Annotated in this window: 17 protein-coding genes; 11 read left to right on the plus strand and 6 right to left on the minus strand. The window is 65.6% G+C overall.

Annotation, left to right across the window (positions count from 1 at the left end; all coding sequences use genetic code 11):
• Positions 1-3: 3 nt before the first annotated feature.
• Genes F7R11_RS23850 through F7R11_RS23860 form a run of 3 tightly spaced genes read right to left on the minus strand, consistent with a single transcriptional unit; the run spans position 4 to position 3117 of the window.
• Positions 4-609, minus strand: coding sequence for a TetR family transcriptional regulator (locus F7R11_RS23850; RefSeq protein ID WP_021197765.1), 606 nt, complete (start codon positions 607-609; stop codon positions 4-6).
• 34 nt (positions 610-643) lie between these two features.
• A complete protein-coding gene (locus F7R11_RS23855; RefSeq protein ID WP_064807249.1) occupies positions 644-1906 on the minus strand; it encodes an MFS transporter in 1263 nt (420 codons plus the stop codon).
• 17 nt (positions 1907-1923) lie between these two features.
• A complete protein-coding gene (locus F7R11_RS23860; protein WP_064807247.1) occupies positions 1924-3117 on the minus strand; it encodes a porin in 1194 nt (397 codons plus the stop codon).
• 212 nt (positions 3118-3329) lie between these two features.
• Between F7R11_RS23860 and F7R11_RS23865 the strand changes: the two genes are divergently transcribed.
• Both F7R11_RS23865 and F7R11_RS23870 read left to right on the plus strand, forming a co-directional pair.
• A complete protein-coding gene (locus tag F7R11_RS23865) occupies positions 3330-4541 on the plus strand; it encodes a M24 family metallopeptidase (protein WP_064807245.1) in 1212 nt (403 codons plus the stop codon).
• A 6-nt stretch (positions 4542-4547) separates the two neighbouring features.
• Positions 4548-4916, plus strand: a complete 369-nt coding sequence (locus tag F7R11_RS23870; protein ID WP_064807243.1) for a hypothetical protein — start codon at positions 4548-4550, stop codon at positions 4914-4916.
• A 5-nt stretch (positions 4917-4921) separates the two neighbouring features.
• Here the strand turns inward: F7R11_RS23870 and F7R11_RS23875 are convergent, their stop codons facing one another.
• Positions 4922-5818: a LysR family transcriptional regulator gene (locus tag F7R11_RS23875; protein WP_064807240.1), complete on the minus strand. Its 897-nt coding sequence runs from the start codon at positions 5816-5818 to the stop codon at positions 4922-4924.
• 339 nt (positions 5819-6157) lie between these two features.
• Between F7R11_RS23875 and kdgD the strand changes: the two genes are divergently transcribed.
• The 9 genes from kdgD (at position 6158) to F7R11_RS23920 (ending at position 18344) form a co-directional block, all read left to right on the plus strand.
• Positions 6158-7096, plus strand: coding sequence for a 5-dehydro-4-deoxyglucarate dehydratase (kdgD, locus tag F7R11_RS23880; protein WP_064807237.1), 939 nt, complete (start codon positions 6158-6160; stop codon positions 7094-7096).
• A 48-nt stretch (positions 7097-7144) separates the two neighbouring features.
• Positions 7145-8716: an aldehyde dehydrogenase (NADP(+)) gene (locus F7R11_RS23885; RefSeq protein ID WP_064807235.1), complete on the plus strand. Its 1572-nt coding sequence runs from the start codon at positions 7145-7147 to the stop codon at positions 8714-8716.
• Positions 8717-8808: 92 nt separating this feature from the next.
• A complete protein-coding gene (locus tag F7R11_RS23890) occupies positions 8809-10161 on the plus strand; it encodes an MFS transporter (RefSeq protein ID WP_064809039.1) in 1353 nt (450 codons plus the stop codon).
• A 19-nt stretch (positions 10162-10180) separates the two neighbouring features.
• Positions 10181-11599, plus strand: a complete 1419-nt coding sequence (locus F7R11_RS23895; RefSeq protein WP_064807232.1) for an enolase C-terminal domain-like protein — start codon at positions 10181-10183, stop codon at positions 11597-11599.
• A 45-nt stretch (positions 11600-11644) separates the two neighbouring features.
• Complete coding sequence (gene garD, locus F7R11_RS23900) at positions 11645-13246, plus strand: galactarate dehydratase (protein ID WP_064807226.1); 1602 nt, start codon at positions 11645-11647, stop codon at positions 13244-13246.
• A gap of 3 nt (positions 13247-13249) precedes the next feature.
• Positions 13250-14104 (plus strand): NAD-dependent epimerase/dehydratase family protein, encoded by an 855-nt coding sequence (locus F7R11_RS23905; RefSeq protein ID WP_064807224.1) that lies wholly within the window; start codon positions 13250-13252, stop codon positions 14102-14104.
• A 4-nt stretch (positions 14105-14108) separates the two neighbouring features.
• Positions 14109-14990 carry an SMP-30/gluconolactonase/LRE family protein gene (locus tag F7R11_RS23910; protein WP_064807223.1) on the plus strand — a complete coding sequence of 294 codons (882 nt, stop codon included), beginning with the start codon at positions 14109-14111 and terminating at the stop codon, positions 14988-14990.
• Between the two features lie 211 nt (positions 14991-15201).
• Positions 15202-17982, plus strand: coding sequence for an FtsK/SpoIIIE family DNA translocase (locus tag F7R11_RS23915; RefSeq protein WP_064807222.1), 2781 nt, complete (start codon positions 15202-15204; stop codon positions 17980-17982).
• A 26-nt stretch (positions 17983-18008) separates the two neighbouring features.
• Entirely contained in the window at positions 18009-18344 is a 336-nt protein-coding gene (locus F7R11_RS23920) for a cupin domain-containing protein (RefSeq protein WP_064807220.1), read from the plus strand.
• A gap of 28 nt (positions 18345-18372) precedes the next feature.
• Here F7R11_RS23920 and sigJ read toward each other — a convergent pair whose 3' ends face one another.
• Together sigJ and F7R11_RS23930 are read right to left on the minus strand one after the other, a co-directional pair.
• Positions 18373-19317 carry an RNA polymerase sigma factor SigJ gene (gene sigJ, locus F7R11_RS23925; RefSeq protein ID WP_064807217.1) on the minus strand — a complete coding sequence of 315 codons (945 nt, stop codon included), beginning with the start codon at positions 19315-19317 and terminating at the stop codon, positions 18373-18375.
• Positions 19314-20351, minus strand: a complete 1038-nt coding sequence (locus F7R11_RS23930) for an alpha/beta fold hydrolase (RefSeq protein WP_064807215.1) — start codon at positions 20349-20351, stop codon at positions 19314-19316. The genes sigJ and F7R11_RS23930 overlap by 4 nt, the downstream gene beginning before the upstream one ends.
• Positions 20352-20501 lie beyond the last annotated feature (150 nt).

The following is a 20501-nucleotide window of genomic DNA, read 5'->3' on the forward strand; positions in this document are numbered from 1 at the left end:
CGCTCAGGGCGCGGTGATCATCCGCGCAAAGCGCTTCAATGCGGCAGTGGTGCCTTTGCGATCGCCCGTGGTCACGAGGTCGAGCAGCAGGCCGCGCATCGTCGCCACCTGAATACGGGCACGGGCGCGGGCTTCTGCAGGCGCTAAGCCAAGCTGGGCTTCAAACAGCGCGGCAACGGGCGCTAGCCAGCTGTCCACCACATCGCCGAGAAAATCATGAAAGCGCTCGGGCTCGCGAATGGCACGTGCGTACAGCTCAAACAGCAGCCGGATGATGGGCAGGTAGGCGTCTGACGCGTAGCGCTCCCACGCGGCTTCAATGGCGGCCACGGGGTCGGCGATGTCGTTCTGGACGCGCACGCGCGCGAGCTGCTCGCGGTGGCGGATCTCGCGCAGCACGATCTCCCAGAACTCGTCGGCGGAGCCGAAGTGGTAGATCAGCATGCGGTGGCTCGTGCCGATGGCCTCGGCCACGCGCCGCAACGACATGTCGCCGATACCGTTGTCGAGCACATAGCGCACCGCCGCATCCAGTGACTTGACGGCGGATTCGCTGGGTGTAAACGGTGTTTCGGTGCGCTTTTTGCGCGGTGCTGCGGTGGTGGCCATGGGATACAGCTCGATGCTTGGACTGCCCGCCAGTCTACGCGATCAATGGGCGCTGCCACACCGGCGGCTTGCGCATGCAAAGGATGGCCACCACCGACACCACTGCCGCTGCCAGCAGGTAGTAGAGCGGCGCCCGGACGATGCCTTGCGAGAGCGCATAGGTGGACACCACGGGAGACGCCGCGCCAAACAGCATCACACCGATGTTGTAGCCAAGGCCAATGCCCAGCGCCCGCTGTCCCGGTGGAAAACGCTCTGCAAAGAACGGAAAGCTGCCGCCCAGGAACAGGCCGAACCCAAACGCACAGGCGCCCTGAAAAGCAAACAGCGCCCCGGGCGTGGGGCTGGCGAGCAGGTGCTCATAGAGCGGTGTGCCGATGCCCAGCGCCAGCACAATGCCGAACAACATGATGCCGCTGCGCCCACGCCGGTCCGACCAGGGCCCGCCGATGAGCGAACCGGCAATGATGGCGAGCGCCGCCAGCGTTGACCCGATGGCCCCGGTGGTCTGCCCGATCTTGAGCGCCTGTGTGGCAAATGCCGGCATGAAGACAATGGCCAGGTAGACCACCGCCGAGCCGAAACCCGTCAATGCCGACACCATGATGATCTGCGCGGCCAGCGTACGGGCGGGCAGCGTGCGTGCCTCCGTGCCGCTGGCTTGCATGGCGCCGGGGTGCAGGCTTTCGTTCATATGCCGGCGCAGGTAGGCCCCCACTGGAATCACGCACAGTCCCACGACAAAACCGATGCGCCAGCCCCAGTCCAGCGTGCGTTCCACGCCCAGTGTGCCGAACACCAGCAGGGCCAATCCGGACCCGGCTGCCAGCGCCAGGTAGGTGGAGGCACTGAACACGGCGCCATACCAGCCGCGCCGGTGTGGCGGGCAGGACTCGATCACCAGCGCGCCAGCGGCCCCGCTTTCGCCCGAAGCGGCAAAACCGGACAACAACCTGCCGATGACCACCATGGCGGTCCCCAGAAACCCGGCGGTCTGATAGGGCGGGGCGATCGCAATCAGCAGCGTGCCTGCGCCCATCAGCAGGACGGTTGCCACCATCGCCGCCTTGCGACCGCGCCGGTCAGCGTAGCGACCGATGCACCAGGCGCCGAACGGACGCACGACAAAGCCGGCGGCGAACGCGGTGACGGCGGCCAGCGTAGAAAGCACCTCGTTGCCTGCTGGAAAGAAGTTGCGCGCAATGGCCAGCGCAAAGTAGCCGTACAGGGTGAAGTCGAGCCATTCGAAGAAGTTGCCGACGGCCGCGCCGACCAGGTTGTGGCGAAGGGTTGTCATGTCGTGTGCCTCCGGGGTTAGAAGCGGTAACGCACGCCCACCGCCGCCTGAAACTGATTCGTGCCCGGCGTGACGCTGCTGGTGGTGCCGAGCGACTGCGCCAGCGTATTGGCGCCATAGGCGGACGCGGCCGCCGACGTACCAAACGCCACCACCGGATAGCTCGTGCCCGCGCCGCCCTGGTTATGGACAAACGCGCCAAGCAGATACACATCCACGTTCTTCGACAGGTAATAGTCGAGCTGCGCGCCCACCAGATACGGGTGGATGTTGGTGTCTTCCACCCGCAGCTTGTAGAAGCCGACGCGCACGTCCGCATTGCTGGTCAGCCAGTAGGCTGCGCCGGCCCAGTACAGGTGCGTGGTGTAGGCGCGCCGCGCGGTGCCGGAAGAGGGGCGATCGCTGTCGTGCGAGTAGCCGGCGTAGAGGTTGAGCTTGTCGATGGTGTAGTTGGCGCCGAGCATCCAGGTCTCGCGCTTCCAGTCGTTCAGATAGGCAGGGCTGGCGATGGGCGGGCGCGGTGTGCCGGCTGCCACGGCGTTGATCATCGAGCCTGAGGCATCCCACGGGTTGTCTTCGCGGTTGTAGCCGGCCACCAGCGTGAGCGAAGGCGAGCCGTACATGAGGTGCGCACCGAAGTCGCTCTTCTGCACATTGCTCCCCGGAGAGCCGAACGCGTAGAGCATGCTGCCCGAGATTGGCCCCCATGATGCCGGCGTGGTGTACCGGATCGTCTTGTCGAGCCGGTAGCCGTTGCCGGGCGCCAGCACACTCAACTGCCCGAGCGCCACCACCGAAGCCGTGCCGGTACCTTCGCGCAGCGGGTCGGCCATATAGGCGGCTTCCAGAATGGGGGCGTAGGTCCGGCCCAGCGTCACGCGGCCATACGGCCCTTCCAGCCCGACCCACGATTCGCGCGACCAGGCCTGTTGCTGCGTGGCACCGTTGGCCGGAGAAAACCCTTGCTCCAGGTCGAAAACGGCGCCCCAGCCTTGCCCAAGGTCTTCCCGGCCGCGCATGCCCCAGCGGCTGGTGGTGAGAATGCCCGCCGACATGCCCGACAGGCTGTCGCCCGCCGCGTTGACGTGCGTGGTGTAGGACAAGGCATTCTCAACCGTGCCGTACAGCGTGACGTTGGACTGGGCATACGCCGAGCCCATCACGGAAAGGCCAATCACGCCGGCCGCGCGGATGCCGCCTGCAATTCCCATCGCTGTCTTCCTCCTGGTTCTGTTCTCTGGCTTCTCTTTAATGCGTACCAATTGGTACGTCATGTGCGTAAGAGCCCTTTGAATGACTCTGTGCAACGTACATCATGCGACTAAGCCGTGGTTTTTATATCTGCGAGATTCCCTAGTTGTCCTGATCGGATTGCATGTGTACCATTCGGTACGTTTTAATTTTGAACTGATGCAGGATCGCCATGAAAGCAGCGTTTACCCCTGAGCAGGGCCAGGAATTCCAGAGGCGTGCCGATGCGGTGTGTGCTGCCATGCGCGCGGCGGGCCTGCGGCAACTGGTGCTGACCGACACTGACAACCTGTTCTACCTGACCGGCGCCACCTTCGATGCGCTGGAGCGGCCGTTCTTCCTGATCCTTGATGCAGATGGCGGGCGGCAACTGGTGGTGCCGGCGCTTGAACTCGACCACCTGGGCAAGGCGTGGGGCGCGCAAGACCGTGTCTCGACCTATCGCGAGTACCCGGCACCGGCCGGAGAGACCTGGCATGACGCATTGCTTGGAAAAGGGCTGTTGCAACCGGGTTTCGCGTTTGAACCCAGCCTGCCGATGTCAATGGCGCGGGTGTTGCTGGATGCCGGTGGCGAGCCGCACGAGCTGATGGAAGGCATCCGCATCATCAAATCTGCCTGGGAGATTGCCGCCATCGAGCGCGCCGCACACTATGCGGACTGGGGCGTCCGGCAGATCCTGCGCAATGCCTCGGAGGGTGCGCTGGTGGCCGAAACGTTTACGCCGGGGCAGGCGCTCTCGCGCAAGATCATCCGCGAGACCCCCGATTGGGACCCGGTCGCCACGCGCGTCATCTGCGGGGCGTGGCCGGCGCCGCTGAGCGCGGAGCCGCACGCCATTCCGCGCCTGGACATGACGCTGGGTGAAGGCCCACATGTGGCAATGGTGCTGACCCGCGTCAACGGCTACGCGGCGGAGAGCGAGCGCACGTTCTTCACCACACGCCCGGACCCACGTGCGCGCGAACTGTTTCACCTGCTGGAGGCAGCGCGCGAGCGGGCGTTCTCACTCGTGCGGCCTGGCATGCACTGCGCAGAGCTGGACTGGCAGGTCAACCGCTTCCTGGCCGGTTGCGGCTATGCCGGCGACAGCGTGCGATTGCACCGCTGCGGACACGGCTTCGGCCTGGGCAATCACGAACCACCGTGGATTGCCGAAGGCAGTGAACACGTGCTGCAGGAGAACATGGTGATCTCCATCGAGCCCGGCATCTACCTGGCGGGCGAGGGCGGATACCGTCACTCCGATACCGTACTCGTCACCGCCAATGGCTACCGCTGTTTGACCAAGGCACCAATACGGCTGAATGAGCTTGTGCTCGGACGCCCCGGGTTGCGCCACCGCTTGCAGCGCCGCCTGATCCGCAACGCGCTGAACCTGTGAACGGCCATGCGGATTGTGCTGCTGCAAATTGCGTACCTGTGTATCGCGCTGGGCTTCAACGCGCTGAGCGCCGGTCTGGCGCTGGCGGGTAGCAAGCCGCTGGCGCCCACCAACCTCGTTGCCGCCACCGGCGTGTTCGCGCTGTATGCGCTGACGCTGTGGTCGGGGCATGCCGGGTTCGATACGGCGTACCGCGCGGCGATGCTGTGCTTCGTGCTGGTGCTCGGCGCCGGTGGCGTGCTCGCCCATCTGCGTCGCGGGCCGACGCAGGCCTATCGGTCAGCGGTTGCCTGGGTGGCCGCCATTCTTATCAATGGGATGGGTGTGGTGCTGAATATGGCCGGCGCGCTGCTGGGCGCCCGTGCTGTCCTCTGACGCCATCAGCGGCCACTCGTGAGTGACTGGCGCAACGTGTCTTTCAAGACCTGAAACGCTGGGTTGTCGTTGTCCTTACGATAGGCCAGCCATAGCTCCACCGGCTTCGCGGGGGTGGTGCGCACGGGGCGGTAGACCACGCCTTCAAAATGCAACATCGATGCCGCAGCGGGAATCAGCGCCACGCCAATCCCCGCGCGCACCAGTGCCAGCATTGAGTGAATCTGGCTGACGTACTCGACGATGTCGGGCAACACCTCGGCACGTTCGAGCAGAACACTCACCAACTGGTGGAAGTAGCGCGCCTCATAAGGCGAATACATGAGCAGCGGTTTGCCCTCGCAATCGCGCAGGCTGGGGCGCTGCGGCCAGGTGTCGGCCACCGCTTCGGGCAGCGCCAGTACGAGCGGCTCTTGCGAGCACGGCACGGCGATCAGTTCGCCATGTTCCACGGGCGGGCGCAACAGGCCAACGTCAATCTCGCGCGCATCGAGCGCAGCGAGCTGTGCGCCGCTCACCATCTCCTTCAACGTCAACCGCACCCCAGGGGACGCCGCTCGCACGGCACTCACCAATGCGGGCAACTGCCCATAGCCGACCGTTGCCGTAAAGCCGATCGCCAATGAACCGGCGGCACCCGTGGCAACGCGCCGTGCCGTGGCCGCCGCCTCATCGGCCAGCCGCAGGATGCGCGCGGCATCCGGCAAAAAGCTGCGCCCGGCAGCGGTCAATCTGACGGAGCGGCTGTTGCGCTCAAGCAGTTCAGTGCCCACTTGGTGCTCCAGCAAACGCACCTGGCGCGACAGCGGCGGCTGCGTCATGTGCAGGCGCTCAGCGGCACGCCCGAAGTGCAATGCTTCGGCCACGGCGACAAAACAACGGAGTTGGCTCAGCTCGAACATTGATTCAAGACAGGTATGGATTGACGTTCATGACTATCTTGAATTGGAATGATGCGCAGCGCAAGAATTGGCCCGCTCGGCAGTCCCCGGACAGCGCCCACCATGCGGCACAAACACCTTCCTGCATGGCGCGATAGTGTGTCTGGGCGCCAGGTGGCGGTCGCTTCATGTGCATTTGCAGCATCCGGCCCGGCGACCAAGGGAACACCCTGTATCAATACAAACCGTGTATCAATCGAGTCAGAAGTTGTTTTGGACTTGAATCGTTCCCGATGCAAGAATCCGCTCACCAACAACACGTGACCACTGCCCCGCGGTGGTCTCCATGCAGAGCGAGACATGTCCCGATATACCCCTAAAGAATTTGCCCAACAGATCGGCTCCGGTCTGCTGTCCTTCCCGGTTACGCACTTCAAGGCGTCCGACCTGTCGTTTGACGAAGAGGCCTACCGCAAGAACCTGGCTTGGCTGTTCAGCCACGAGGCTGCCGGCCTGTTTGCCGCAGGGGGTACGGGTGAGTTCTTCTCGCTCACCGCTACGGAAACGGACCGCGTCGTGCGCGCTGCCGTGGCCGAGACGGGCGGCAAGATTCCGGTGATCGCCCCGGCAGGCCGTGGCACCGCTGAATCGATCGAGTACTGCAAGGCCGCGGAAGCCGCCGGCGCAGACGGCATCCTGCTGCTGCCCCCGTACTTGACCGAAGCTTCCGCCGATGGCGTAGCCGCGCACGTGGAGCAGGTTTGCAAGTCGACCAAGCTGGGCGTGATCATCTACAACCGCGCCAACCAGATCCTCGACGCCGATCACCTCGAGCGCCTGGCAGACCGCTGCCCGAACCTCGTCGGCTTCAAGGACGGCGTGGGCGATCTGGAACTGATGACGCGCATCTATGCCCGCCTGGGCGACCGCTTCACGTACATCGGTGGCCTGCCCACCGCCGAGACTTTCGCGCTGCCGTACCTGACGATGGGCGTGACGACGTATTCGTCGGCCATCTTCAACTTCGTGCCGAAGTTCGCCCTGGAGTTCTACGCTGCCGTGCGTGCGTACGACAACGCCAAGGTCTACAAGATGCTCAACGACTTCGTGCTGCCATACATCCAGCTGCGCAATCGCAAGCGTGGCTACGCAGTGTCGATCGTCAAGGCCGGCATGAAGGTGGTTGGCCGCAGCGCGGGCCCGGTGCGTGCGCCGCTGACGGACCTGACGGACGCAGAACTGGCCGAACTGTCGGCTCTGGTGTCGCGTGTGGCCGAAGTCGAAAAACTGGCTGCTTGAATTGGTTGCCCGAGCGCAACCTGAACAACGCTTCCGAAGGAACCCAACATGACTCTGAGCGGCGAACTGCTGCTGGGTGCTGCCCGCGTTGCGGGCGGTGCCGGCACGGTTCGCGCCATGAACCCCGCCACCGGGGAATGGCTCGAACCCGAATTCACCCTGGCCTCCAAGGCCGATGCCGCGCGTGCCGCTGAACTGGCCGCCGCGGCTTTTGACGTTTACCGCGAGACTGCGCCGGAAGCGCGCGCCGCCTTCCTCGAAGCCATCGCCAGCCAGATCGAAGCGCTGGGCGATGCGCTGATCGAGCGTGCTATGGCCGAATCCGCACTGCCGCGTGCCCGTCTGGAAGGCGAGCGCGGCCGCACCTGCGGCCAACTCCGCCTGTTTGCAAACGTGGTACGAGCCGGCGATGCCGTGGGCGCACGCCTCGATTCGGCACTACCCGAACGTAAGCCGCTACCGCGTTCCGACCTGCGCCTGCGCCGTATCGCGCTGGGCCCGGTGGCCGTGTTTGGCGCGAGCAACTTCCCGCTGGCGTTTTCGGTGGCGGGCGGTGATACCGCATCGGCGCTGGCAGCCGGTTGCCCGGTCGTCGTGAAGGCACACCCGGCGCATCCGGGGACGTCCGAGCTGGTGGGCCGCGCCATTCAGGCTGCGGTTGCCCAGTGCGGCCTGCCGGAAGGCGTGTTCTCGCTCATCCTGGCCGACAACGATGTGGCAGGTGCCCTGGTGGCCGATCCGCGCATCCAGGCGGTGGGCTTTACCGGTTCGCGCGCGGGTGGTCAGGCACTGCTGCGCATTGCGCAGGCACGTCCGCAACCGATTCCCGTGTATGGCGAACTGAGTGCCATCAACCCCGTCTTCCTGCTACCGGACGCGCTGGCCAAGCGTGCCGCTGCGCTGGGGCAGCAGTACGTGGCGTCCCTCACGATGGGCGCTGGCCAGTTCTGTACGAACCCGGGCTTGCTGCTGGCCATTGATGGGCCGGACCTCGACGCGTTTGAAGCGGCTGCCGCTACCGCCATGGCCGGGGCCGCTGCACAACCGATGCTCACCGCCGGTATTCACGCTGCGTACACGCGCGGTGTCGATAAGCTGGCCGGCGAGGCCAACGTGCGTTGCGTCGCACGCGGGCAAGGCAGCGACCAGCCCAACCGCGGGCAGGCCGGCTTCTACACCACGGATGCCAAGAGCTTCCAGGCACAACCGACGCTGCACGACGAGGTCTTCGGCGCGACCGGTCTGGTCGTACGTTGCCGCGATGCGGAAGAGCTGTGTGCGCTGGCTGAATCGCTGGAAGGCCAGTTGACCGCCACGCTGCATCTGGATGCTGGCGATACGGCGATCGCCCGTTCGCTGCTGCCGATCCTGGAGCGCAAGGCGGGCCGCATCCTGGCCAATGGCTGGCCGACCGGCGTTGAGGTGTGCCAAGCCATGGTGCACGGCGGCCCGTGGCCCGCCACGACGGATTCGCGCACGACCTCGGTCGGCACAGCAGCCATCGAGCGCTTCTTGCGTCCGGTGTGCTACCAGGACCTGCCGGCAGAACTGCTGCCGCAGGCGCTGCAAGACGCGAACCCGCTCAAGCTGCGCCGTCTGGTCGACGGACAGTGGCAGTAACCAAGCAGTCAGCAAGCAAATAAAAAGCCGGGCCGCACAGGACCCGGCAGCTTCAACCCCGGCGCATCTGGCGCCGGACGATGGAGGAGACCATGGATATCAAAGCCCCAGCTGTGGGAGCGCAGAGCGTGCCGCGCACAGAACGCATGACCCGCATGCGCTTTGTGATCCTCGCGATGCTGTTCATCGTGACGACCATCAACTACGCCGATCGCGCGACCATCTCCATTGCTGGCTCAGCCATGCAGAAGGAGCTCGGCATCGATGCTGTGTCGCTCGGCTACATCTTCTCGGCCTTCGGCTGGGCCTATGTGATTGCGCAAATCCCCGGCGGCTGGCTGCTCGACCGTTTCGGTTCCAAGCGCGTGTACACGTTCAGCATCCTGCTGTGGTCGCTGTTCACCCTGGCGCAGGGCGCGGTCGGCTTCTTTACGGGCGCGGCGGCCATCACCATGGTGTTCTGCCTGCGCTTTCTGGTGGGGGCAGCAGAGGCGCCGTCCTTCCCAGCCAACAGCCGCATCGTCGCGGCATGGTTCCCGGCCAATGAACGGGGCACGGCATCCGCCATCTTCAATTCGGCGCAGTACGCGGCCACGGTGGTGTTTGCCCCGTTGATGGCATGGCTGGTGCACGAGTTCGGCTGGCATCACGTGTTTGTCGTGATGGGCGTGATCGGCATTGCCATGGCGATCGTGTGGAAGACCTTCGTGCACGACCCGAAGGACCACCCCGGCATCAACCGCGCCGAGATCGACTACATCGAAGCCGGCGGTGGTTTGGTCAACATGGACCGCGCCGGCGTGGCCAAGACCGAAGGGCCGAACCTCGGCTACGTCAAGCAACTGCTTGGCAACCGCATGCTGATGGGTGTGTATATCGCGCAGTACTGCATCAACGCGCTCACGTACTTCTTCATCACGTGGTTTCCGGTGTACCTGGTGCAGGCGCGTGGCATGTCGATCCTGAAGGCGGGCTTTGTGGCGTCGATTCCGGCGGTGTGCGGCTTCCTGGGCGGCATTCTGGGCGGGATCATTTCCGATGCGCTGCTGCGCAAGGGGGCATCGCTGTCGGTGGCGCGCAAGGTGCCGATCGTGCTGGGCATGCTGCTCTCGATGAGCATGGTGATCTGCAACTACGTCGATGCACAGACCATCGTGGTGGCGGTGATGGCGCTGTCGTTCTTCGGCAAGGGTCTGGGCGCGCTGGGCTGGGCCGTCAACTCCGACACAGCACCCAAGCAGATTGCCGGGCTGTCGGGCGCGCTGATGAATACCTTCGGCAACCTGTCGAGCATCACGACACCCATCGCCATCGGCTACATCGTCAATACCACGGGCTCTTTCAACGGGGCGTTGGTGTACGTGGGTATCCATGCTGCCGTGGCCATCCTCTGCTACCTGGTCATGGTGGGCGAGATCAAACGCGTCGAACTCAAGCCGCTGTAAGCCGACAGGAGACGCCGTTATGACGTTGCAATCGATCGAATCCGGCGCACGCACGGCTGCAACGCAGACGCCGCGTGTGACGGAGATGCAGGTGATTCCCGTTGCAGGGCGAGACAGCATGCTGTTGAACCTGTGTGGCGCGCATGCCCCATTCTTCACCCGCAACCTCGTCATCCTGAAGGACAACGCCGGGCGCACCGGCGTGGGCGAGGTGCCGGGCGGGGAGGGCATCCGCCAGGCGCTGGAGCGCGTGATTCCGCTGGTGGTCGGGCAATCCATCGGCCGCACCAACGGCGTGCTGAACAGCATTCGTCGCGCGCTGGCAGGCGGTGGCAACGCTGCACATCAGGCAACGGTGCATCAGGTGACGTCCGCCTCGGAAGCCGCTGTGCTGCGGCAGCCGCACGAGATCAACCTGCGCATGGACAACGTCATCACGGCAGTGGAAGCCGCGCTGCTGGACCTGCTTGGCCAGTTTCTGGAAGAGCCTGTAGCGGAACTGCTGGGCGCCGGACAGCAGCGCGACTCGGCCCCGATGCTTGCTTACCTGTTCTACGTGGGCGACCGCCGCAAGACGGATCTGCCGTATCTGGACGGGAAAAACGGTGCGGATGATTGGCTGCGTTTGCGCCACGAAGCCGCCATGACCCCTGAGGCCATCGCCCGCCTGGCGGAAGCTGCCACCGAGCGCTATGGCTTTGCTGACTTCAAGCTCAAGGGCGGTGTGATGCGCGGCGCGGAAGAGATGGAGGCGATTGCCGCCATCAAGGCGCGCTTCCCACACGCACGTGTCACGCTGGACCCGAACGGTGCCTGGTCGCTGAACGATGCCATCGCACTGTGCAAAGGACAGGGCCACCTGCTGGCCTATGCCGAAGACCCCTGCGGCCCGGAAGCCGGCTACTCGGGGCGCGAGATCATGGCCGAGTTCAAGCGCGCCACCGGCATCCCGACCGCCACCAACATGATCGCCACCGACTGGCGCCAGATGGGTCACGCGATCCCGCTGCACGCCGTGGATATTCCACTGGCTGATCCGCACTTCTGGACCATGCAGGGGTCCGTGCGCGTTGCGCAACTGTGTGATGAATGGGGCCTCACGTGGGGCTCGCATTCCAATAACCATTTCGATGTCTCGCTGGCGATGTTCACGCATGTGGCCGCCGCCGCACCGGGCAACATCACCGCCATCGATACCCACTGGATCTGGCAGGAAGCCGAAGAGCGCCTGACACGCGAGCCGCTGCGCATTGAGGGCGGTCACGTGGCCGTGCCGGACCGCCCGGGTCTGGGCATCGAGATCGACATGGACCGCGTCATGGCGGCCCATGCGCTGTACAAGACTCTGGGCCCAGGCGCACGCGACGACGCGATGGCCATGCAATACCTCGTGCCAGGCTGGACGTATGACCCCAAGCGCCCGAGCCTGGGGCGCTGACCCGCGAGACCGCTTGAGTTGCACCACCCAATTCCGGAGCTTGTGATGTCCGAATCCACGCTGGCCACCGAGGCTGGCACTGAAACCGAGAAAGCGCTGACGATCCGCGTGCATGACGGTGACAACGTCGCCATCGTCGTCAACGCGCGCGGCTTGCCGGCAGGGACAGCGCTGGCCGATGGCACCGTGCTGGTCGAAGGCGTACCGCAAGGGCATAAGGTGGCATTGGCCGACCTTGCAGAAGGCGATGCCGTCATCCGCTACGGCGAGGTCATCGGCTATGCCGTCAAGCCGCTGCCGCGCGGCAGCTGGATCAACGAGCATGCGGTGAAACTACCGTCCGCGCCGGCGCTCGATGAACTGCCCCTGGCCGCACGCCCCGATCCAAAACTGGCAAAACTCGAGGGCTACACCTTCGAGGGTTACCGGAACGCAGACGGCACGGTCGGCACGAAGAACGTGCTCGGCATCATGACCAGCGTGCAGTGCGTGGCCGGTGTGACGGACTACGTGGTCGGCCGCATCAAGCGTGAACTGTTGCCGCGCTACCCGAACGTCGATGACGTAGTTGCGCTCAACCATGTGTACGGCTGCGGCGTGGCCATCAACGCGCCGACAGCCATCGTGCCGATCCGCACGCTGCAAAACCTTGCCCTCAACCCGAACTTTGGCGGCGAGATCATGGTGATCGGCCTGGGCTGCGAGAAGCTCGTGCCCGAGCGCCTCGTGCCGGAAAAGCTCGCCCCCGGCGGGCGCATTCCCACCGAGGTTGCTGGCACGGCAGACTCCCCCGTGCTGCGCCTGCAGGACGAAGCATTCGACGGCTTCATCGGCATGACCGATGCCATCATGGAGATGGCAGAACGCCGACTGGAACACCTCAACAAGCGCCGGCGCGAAACCTGTCCCGCCTCCGATCTGGTGGTGGGCGTGCAATGCGGTGGCAGCGATGCGTTTTCCGGTGTGACGGCCAACCCGGCCGTTGGCTTTGCGGCAGACTTGATCGTGCGCGCGGGCGGTACGGTGATGTTCTCGGAAGTGACCGAAGTGCGGGACGCCATCCACCTGCTCACGCCGCGCGCCATCAACGAAGACGTCGGCCGCGCATTGCTGCGCGAAATGGCGTGGTACGACGACTACCTGAGCGGCGGCCAGACCGATCGCAGCGCCAACCCGTCGCCGGGCAACAAGAAGGGCGGCCTGTCCAACGTGGTGGAAAAGGCGCTGGGCTCGATCGTCAAGTCCGGCAGCACGCCCATCGTCGACGTACTCGGCCCCGGCGAGAAAGTACGCCGCAAGGGCCTGATCTTTGCGGCCACGCCGGCCAGCGACTTTGTGTGCGGCACGCTGCAGCTCGCCTCGGGCATGAACCTGCAGGCGTTCACCACCGGACGCGGCACGCCGTACGGCCTGGCCATGGCGCCCGTCATCAAGGTGTCGACGCGCAAGGCGCTGTCTGAGCGCTGGCATGACCTGATTGACCTCGATGCAGGCCGCATCGCCACGGGTGAAGCCAGCATTGCCGACATCGGCTGGGAGCTATTCCACCTGATCCTCGACGTGGCCAGCGGCCGCAAGCAGGTCTGCGCAGACAAGCTTGGCTTGCATAATGCGCTCGCGCTGTTCAACCCCGCTCCCGTAACCTGAACTATGACTGTGACCCATACCGACACGCCTGTACAAGCCGATCCGCTGGCAGGCATCACCACTCGCTGCCATCGTCTGCTGCTGACGGGCGCGGGCGGCAATCTGGGCAAGGTGCTGCGCGAGCGCCTGCCGAAGTACGCTGACGTGCTGCGCATTTCCGACATCTCAGACCTGGGCGCCGCGCGCAAGGGCGAGGAGGTCATCCCTTGCAACCTGGCCGATCCGCACGCAGTTGACGCACTCGTAGCAGGCACGGATGCCATCGTTCATCTGGGCGGCATCTCGGTCGAGCGCCCATTTGAAGAGATCCTGCCGGCCAACATCCAGGGCGTCTACAACCTGTACGAGGCCGCACGCCGTCACGGTGTGCGCCGCATCGTGTTCGCCAGCTCCAATCACACCATCGGCTTCTACAAGCAGGGCGAGGTCATCGACAACACGGTGCCGACCAAGCCCGATGGCTACTACGGTTTGAGCAAGGTCTTTGGCGAACAGCTCGCCAGCTTCTATTTCAACCGCTATGGCATTGAGACGGTGGCCATCCGTATTGGCTCGTCGTTTGCCGAGCCCCAGGACCGTCGCATGCTGGTCACGTGGCTGGGCTACGACGATCTGGAGCAACTGATCCGCCGCGCCGTATTTGTGCCAAAGGTTGGTTTTACGGTGGTCTACGGCATGTCGGCCAACCGAGACCGCTGGTGGGACAATCGCAACGCTGCCCACCTCGGCTATGTACCCACCGAGACCAGCGAGATCTTCCGCGCACAGGTAGAGGCACAACCACCGCTGCCCGCGGACGACCCGGCGGCGCTGTATCAGGGCGGCGCTTTCGTCAAAGCCGGCCCGTTCGGAGACTGACCCGATGCATGCAAATGTAGAACGCATCGGCACGATGCACTGCGGTGTCGGCGAGAGCCCGGTGTGGCATGCCGGCGAGCAGGCGCTGTATTGGACAGACATTCCCGGACGCACGCTGTGGCGCTGGAGCGCATCCACAGGCCATTGCGACGCATGGACGTTGCCCGAAATGGCAGGCTGCATCGCCATGACCTCCGGCGGCTGGGCCCTGGCCATGGAGACCGGCATCTTCCGCGCGCAGCAGCCGAAAGCAGACGTTGCGCTTGCACCGCTGGAGCGCCTCGCCACGGTGGAACATGCGCGCCCCGACATGCGCTTCAACGATGGCCGATGCGACCGTCAAGGCCGCCTCTGGGCGGGCACGATGGTGTTCGACACCGCGTTGGGTGTGCCCGCCGGCAAGCTGTATCGCTTCGATGCCGCCGCGCGCCGTGTGGACGCCGTCATCGATGACCTGATTGTCCCGAACGGCCTGGCCTTCAGCCCCGATGGCGGCACGATGTACCTGTCGGATTCACACGCCAGCCGCCAGACCGTCTGGGCATTCGACTACGATATCGACACCGGCACGCCGCATAACCGCCGCGTCTTCATCGACATGCGCGCCCACCCCGGTCGCCCCGATGGCGCCGCCGTGGATGCCGACGGTTGCTACTGGATCTGCGGCAACGACGCCGGACTCGTCCACCGTTTTACGCCGGACGGCCGACTCGATCGCAGCATTGCCATTCCCGCCGCCAAACCCGCCATGTGTGCCTTTGGCGGGCCGGGGCTGGACACCCTGTTCGTCACGTCGATCCGTATCGACAACGACCCGCTCTCGGGCGCCACGTTTGCCGTGCGCCCGGGCGTGACAGGACTACCGGAACCTGCCATGCACTGCTAACCGCAGTACCGCCCCACACAGCGCAACGCCCCGTGTTCTGCCGCAGGTGCGCTGGGCAGTTGGCATGCGCTCAGCCACACCCAGCGGTACGCGCTGACGTCGACACCGCCACACGAAGCGCCCAGCCATGTATTTTTTGGCTGGGCGTTTTCATTTTGCCCGCGCCCGCCCGCTACAATCGCGGGCTTGGATTCGCAGATGGCATTTCGAAATGGGGCTTGGCTGGTTTGGCATTTCTACCGTGTGGCTGCTGCCGATGGTGTGGCGGTATGCGACGCGGGCACTGGCGGGGGAGCGCGGCTTTCTCAAGGGCCGGGGCACCGTGCGGCTCTGGCTGGTCACGGTTGTGGCGCTGTGCACCAGCGCAACGCTCGAAGCGCTCACCTCGGGCGCCGATCCGCAGGACAAGGCCGGTGGAGCGGCAGGGCGCGCGCTGTCGGCGCTGTTCTCCCACATGCTGGGCTGGACTGGCGCCTTCCTGCTGATGCTCGGCGTGCTGGTCTGGGTGGCACCCATGGTGTTTGGACGATCGTGGCGGCAGCTGTTCAACCGTAGCCGCGCCGTGCAGGAAGACGCACTCGACGAGCCCGCCCCGGATCATGAAGAACCGCACGACGAGAGCCTGAAGCCGACTGCGCTTGGCCTGGGCGGCGCTGCGCAAGCCCATTGGACCGGCAACGCCGGCCCTGCGCAGCCGACCGTACGCCACCGTGGCATCGAAGCCGTTTCTGCCCGCCGCCAGCCGACGTGGCAACCACCCCCTCGCACGCGTCCGTCGCCGCCGCAGCCTGGTGAGATCTGGCCGCTGCTCGATGCGCAGAAGGCTGCGTCTGCCAATCCTGCCGTCGACACAAAAGCGGCCGCGACCTCGACACCTTTAGCGACACCTTCACCGGCGCCTGCGCCTGCATCCGCCCCGGCTCGCCCCAAGCCGCGTGCCACGATCGTCAGTAGCCCGTTCCATCAGCCTCAGCTGGGACTGCGCCAGCAAATGCAACCGGCGCCTGCCACCGCGCAAGTCGAACCACCTCCCGAGCCACCCAAGGCCGCCGATGAACCTGTTGTCGAAGCAGTCATGACAGACCATCCGGAAGTGGAGACCGTTGAGACACAGGAAGCGGCACCCGAGGTGCAGACGGTGGATCTGGAGGCGGTGCGCCAGGAAGCCGAAGCACTGCTGGCGGAACTGCGCGAGCTGATCACACCTGCACCTGCGCCTGCGACGCCCGAGCTGGCACCGATCGCTGTCGAAGCTGGAGTCGACGCCGAAGTCGAAATCGAAGCCACCGAACCGGAGCCGATTGTCGAGGCGTTGCCGATGCCTGAGGCCGCCGTTCCCGAGCCATCGCTGGAAGAGCTGGAGCCATCGCCCGTTGCAGCACCGGCCACCAAGCCGCGCATCGTTCTGCCCGCTGTGGTGGGCAACGTGGTCTCGCGCGCGGCGCCGCAGGCCGCTGCCGTGGCTGCCCCCGTGCCTGCGCCGGCCCCTGTCGTGCCGCGCCATGTGGACTACCGGCTGCCGGGCGTCGCTCTGTTGACGGCCGCTTCCGCCAACACCGAGGCCGTCTCCCCCGAACACCTGGACGAAACCAGCAACCTGATCACCCAGCGCCTGGCCGAGTTCAAGGTGCCGGTGACCGTGGTCGGTGCCTCGGCTGGCCCGGTCATCACGCGTTTTGAGGTCGACCCGGCCATCGGTGTGCGCGGTGCGCAGGTGGTGGGGTTGATGAAGGATCTGGCGCGCGCGCTGGGCGTGACCTCCATCCGCGTGGTTGAAACCATCCCCGGCAAGACCTGCATGGGCCTGGAGCTGCCCAACGCCCGCCGCGAAATGATCCGCCTGTCGGAAGTCGTGAACGCGGCGGATTTCCAGTCGCACGCCTCGCACTTGGTGCTGGCCATGGGCAAGGACATCACCGGCAACCCGGTGGTGACGGACCTGGCACGCGCGCCGCACCTGCTGGTGGCCGGCACGACGGGCTCGGGCAAGTCGGTGGCCGTCAACGCGATGATCCTGTCGATGCTGTACAAGGCTACGCCCGACGACGTGCGCATGATCATGATCGACCCGAAGATGCTGGAGCTTTCGGTGTACGAGGGCATCCCGCATCTGCTGGCGCCGGTCGTGACCGACATGAAGCAGGCCGCGCACGCGCTCAACTGGTGCGTGGGCGAGATGGAGAAGCGCTACCGCCTGATGTCCGCGCTGGGCGTGCGCAACCTGGCCGGCTATAACCAGAAGATCCGCGCCGCCGAGCAGGCCGGCCGCAAGGTGCCGAACCCGTTCTCGCTGACGCCTGAAGCGCCGGAGCCGCTCTCCACGCTGCCGTTGATCGTGGTGGTGATCGACGAGCTGGCTGACCTGATGATGGTGGCTGGCAAGAAGATCGAAGAGCTGATTGCGCGGCTGGCGCAAAAAGCGCGCGCGGCCGGCATCCACCTGATTCTGGCAACCCAGCGGCCGTCGGTGGACGTCATCACCGGCCTGATCAAGGCCAATATCCCGACGCGCGTGGCGTTCCAAGTGTCGTCCAAGATCGACTCGCGCACGATTCTCGACCAGATGGGCGCCGAATCGCTGCTCGGCCAGGGCGACATGCTGTTCCTGCCGCCGGGCACCGGCTATCCGCAGCGCGTGCACGGTGCGTTTGTCGCCGATGAAGAAGTTCACCGCGTGGTCGAGCACTGGAAGCAGTTCGGCGAGCCCGAGTACGACGAAGCCATCCTGGCCGGCGACCCGGGCGAAGCTGCCGCGAGCGGCGACCTGTTCGGTGGCGAAAGCGGCGACGTGGAAGCTGACCCGCTCTACGACGAAGCCGCTGCGTTTGTGCTGAACACGCGTCGCGCTTCGATTTCTTCCGTGCAGCGGCAGCTGCGCATCGGCTACAACCGCGCCGCGCGGCTCATCGAGCAGATGGAAGCCGCAGGGCTGGTGTCGCCGATGGGTCGCAACGGTCAACGCGAAGTGCTGGCCCCGGGCGGTGGCGATTAAGCGCCGCCACCGCATGGAGACAAGCGATGGGCGAGAACCAGGGCAATCTCTTCACTGATGTACCGACCGGTGCTCCCGAAGAGGTCTTCACCGCGCTGCTGGAGCGCCCCGGGCTGAAGATCGAGCGCATCGTCTCCAATGGGCAGGCCAGCCCGCCCAGCTTCTGGTACGACAGTGCCCAGGAAGAATGGGTACTGCTGCTGGAGGGCAGTGCGGCGGTGCAGATTGAGGGCGAAACGGAACCGCGCTTGTTAAGGCGGGGTGCTTGGCTGCACCTGCCCGCGCATTGCCGGCACCGGGTAGCGTGGACTGATACCAGCCGACCGACCGTCTGGCTGGCCGTGCACTACGGCGCTGGCTGAACGGAAACGACTTCCCTGCGCGCTTCCATCAAGCGTGCAGGCTGGCGCCCAGCTTGTCGGGATTGCGCACCAGATGGATGCTGGCCACACGGCCATCTGCCTGCCAGTGCAGTGTGGCGGCAAGCTCCAGGCGGCCGCTGGTGTCGTACAGCAAGTAGCCAGGCTGGCCGTTAATCCGGGCGCGCCGCAGGTCGCCTCCCGGCTCGCGGCGGCGCCAACTCTCGACCAGTCCGCACAGCACCCGGGCGACCGCAGCATTGCCGCGCACCGGACGCGGAATGGCTGCCACGCGACCTCCACCGTCGCTCATCAAGGTGGCCTCGTCACACAGCAGCGCTGCCAGCGCGTCCGGGTCGCCCGCCTGCAGTGACGTCTCAAAGGCCTGCAGCAGCGCATCGACCTGGGTCTGGTCAAGCTCGCAACGTACGTATTCGCGCCGCACATGCCCCCGGGCCCGCGCGGCCAGTTGCCGGCAGGCAGCGGTATCGCGGCCGAGACGCGCCGCCACCTCATCGAAGGGCAACTCAAACACATCGTGCAGCAGGAAGGCGGCGCGCTCGAGCGGTGTCAGGCGCTCAAGCGCAAGCAGGAACGCCGTGGAGACATCCTCGGCATGGGACAGGTGGGCCAGCGGATCGGCACCGCGATGTTCAGTCGCCGCCGCCATGCCGCTCTGCTCAAGCACGGGCTCGGGCAGCCATATGCCGACATAGTGCTCGCGCTGGCGCTGCGCGCTTCGTAGCTGATCGATACAGGCATGGGTGGCCATGCGGGTCAGGTAGGCTGCGGGTTCGTGCAGGCCGACCAAGGGCGTGTCCTGCCATTGCAGCCAGAGCGCCTGCACCAGGTCCTGCGCCTCGCTGCGCGCGCCTAGCATGCGCCACGCCAATGCCAGCAGGCGTGGGCGCTGGTCTTCGAAGATGCGCAGATGCGCGCCCTCGGCTGGCTTGGCATCGGCTTGGGAGCCGCTCATCGGGTGGTCTCCAATCGGTGGCGCGCCGTTTCGCGCCAAGTCGAAAGCAACGCTACCACACGGTCAGGTTGGTCGACGTGCAGGTAATGGCCACTGCCGGCCAACACCTCGGGCGAGACGCCAGCCTCCCGCGCAATGCTCTGCTGGTTGCCCTGCCAGGCGGCGTGCATGGTCTCGTCTTCCAGGCCCGCCGGGAAGTCGCGCATCACCGCGCTGCTGAGTACCACGGTCGGTACCGGCGGCAGGGCCGGCAGTGCACGTGCCTGCTCCAATACGGCATCGAAGCCGGCATTCTCATCTCGCAGGGTTCGGTAGTGGCGCGCAGAAAATGACCAGTCAACCGCGCTGGCACGCTGCGCATCCGGCAGGCGCTGGGCAATGAGCGAGGCCGGCTGGTTAACCAATCGCAGTACCCCCAGCGGCGCCAGCGTATCGCTGAGTGCAAGCAGGCGACCGAGGTCTTTCCGGAAGCGGGCGTAACGATCGGGAGGGAACTGCGCGGCATAGTCGCGCCCGACCGCGTCGATAAAGGCCAGGCCTGCTACATCTGCCGGGTAGGCGCGCGCGTGCATGCCGACCAACAGACCGCCCATCGAGTGACCCGCCAGCAGCCAGGGTGGCGCTTCGCCCGCAGCAAGCAGCGCACGCCGCAAATCGTCGACCGCCTGCATGCCGAGGCGCGGTGCGGGTGCTGCGTCCGACCAGCCATAGCCGGCACGGTCATAGCTGCAGACTCGCCCGCCGGCTGCCAGGCCGTCCTGCACCCAGGCCCAATCCTGTGACCAACCCGCCATGCCGGCTTCGAGCACCAGCGTCGGTGCACCCTGGCCGGTGCAGTACAAATGCAGATGCCGGTCACCAATCAGCACGCGTTGGCCGGGGGCCGTGCGCGCAGTGGCGGCCTCCTGCTGGTACTGCCAAGCGCAGCCGCCTGCGGCAAGCGCGATCAGACTGCCCAGCGTGGCAACGGCGATGCGCAGGCTGGTTGACCACCGGCGCGCAGACGTGGAGGAAGAGTCGAGGAAGAAGGTCATCGGGACAGGCGGATCAGGTTGGTTGACGTGATGCGACCAACCACATGCCTCTGGCCGGCCGCATCTTCGCTTGCCGTGCCACTGGCGACACGACACCCTGATGACGGATTGGCCATCACGAATGTGACATCGACTGACCTGATAGGCGCG

It is taken from the genome of Ralstonia insidiosa, assembly GCF_008801405.1.
GTDB classification, from domain to species: domain Bacteria; phylum Pseudomonadota; class Gammaproteobacteria; order Burkholderiales; family Burkholderiaceae; genus Ralstonia; species Ralstonia insidiosa.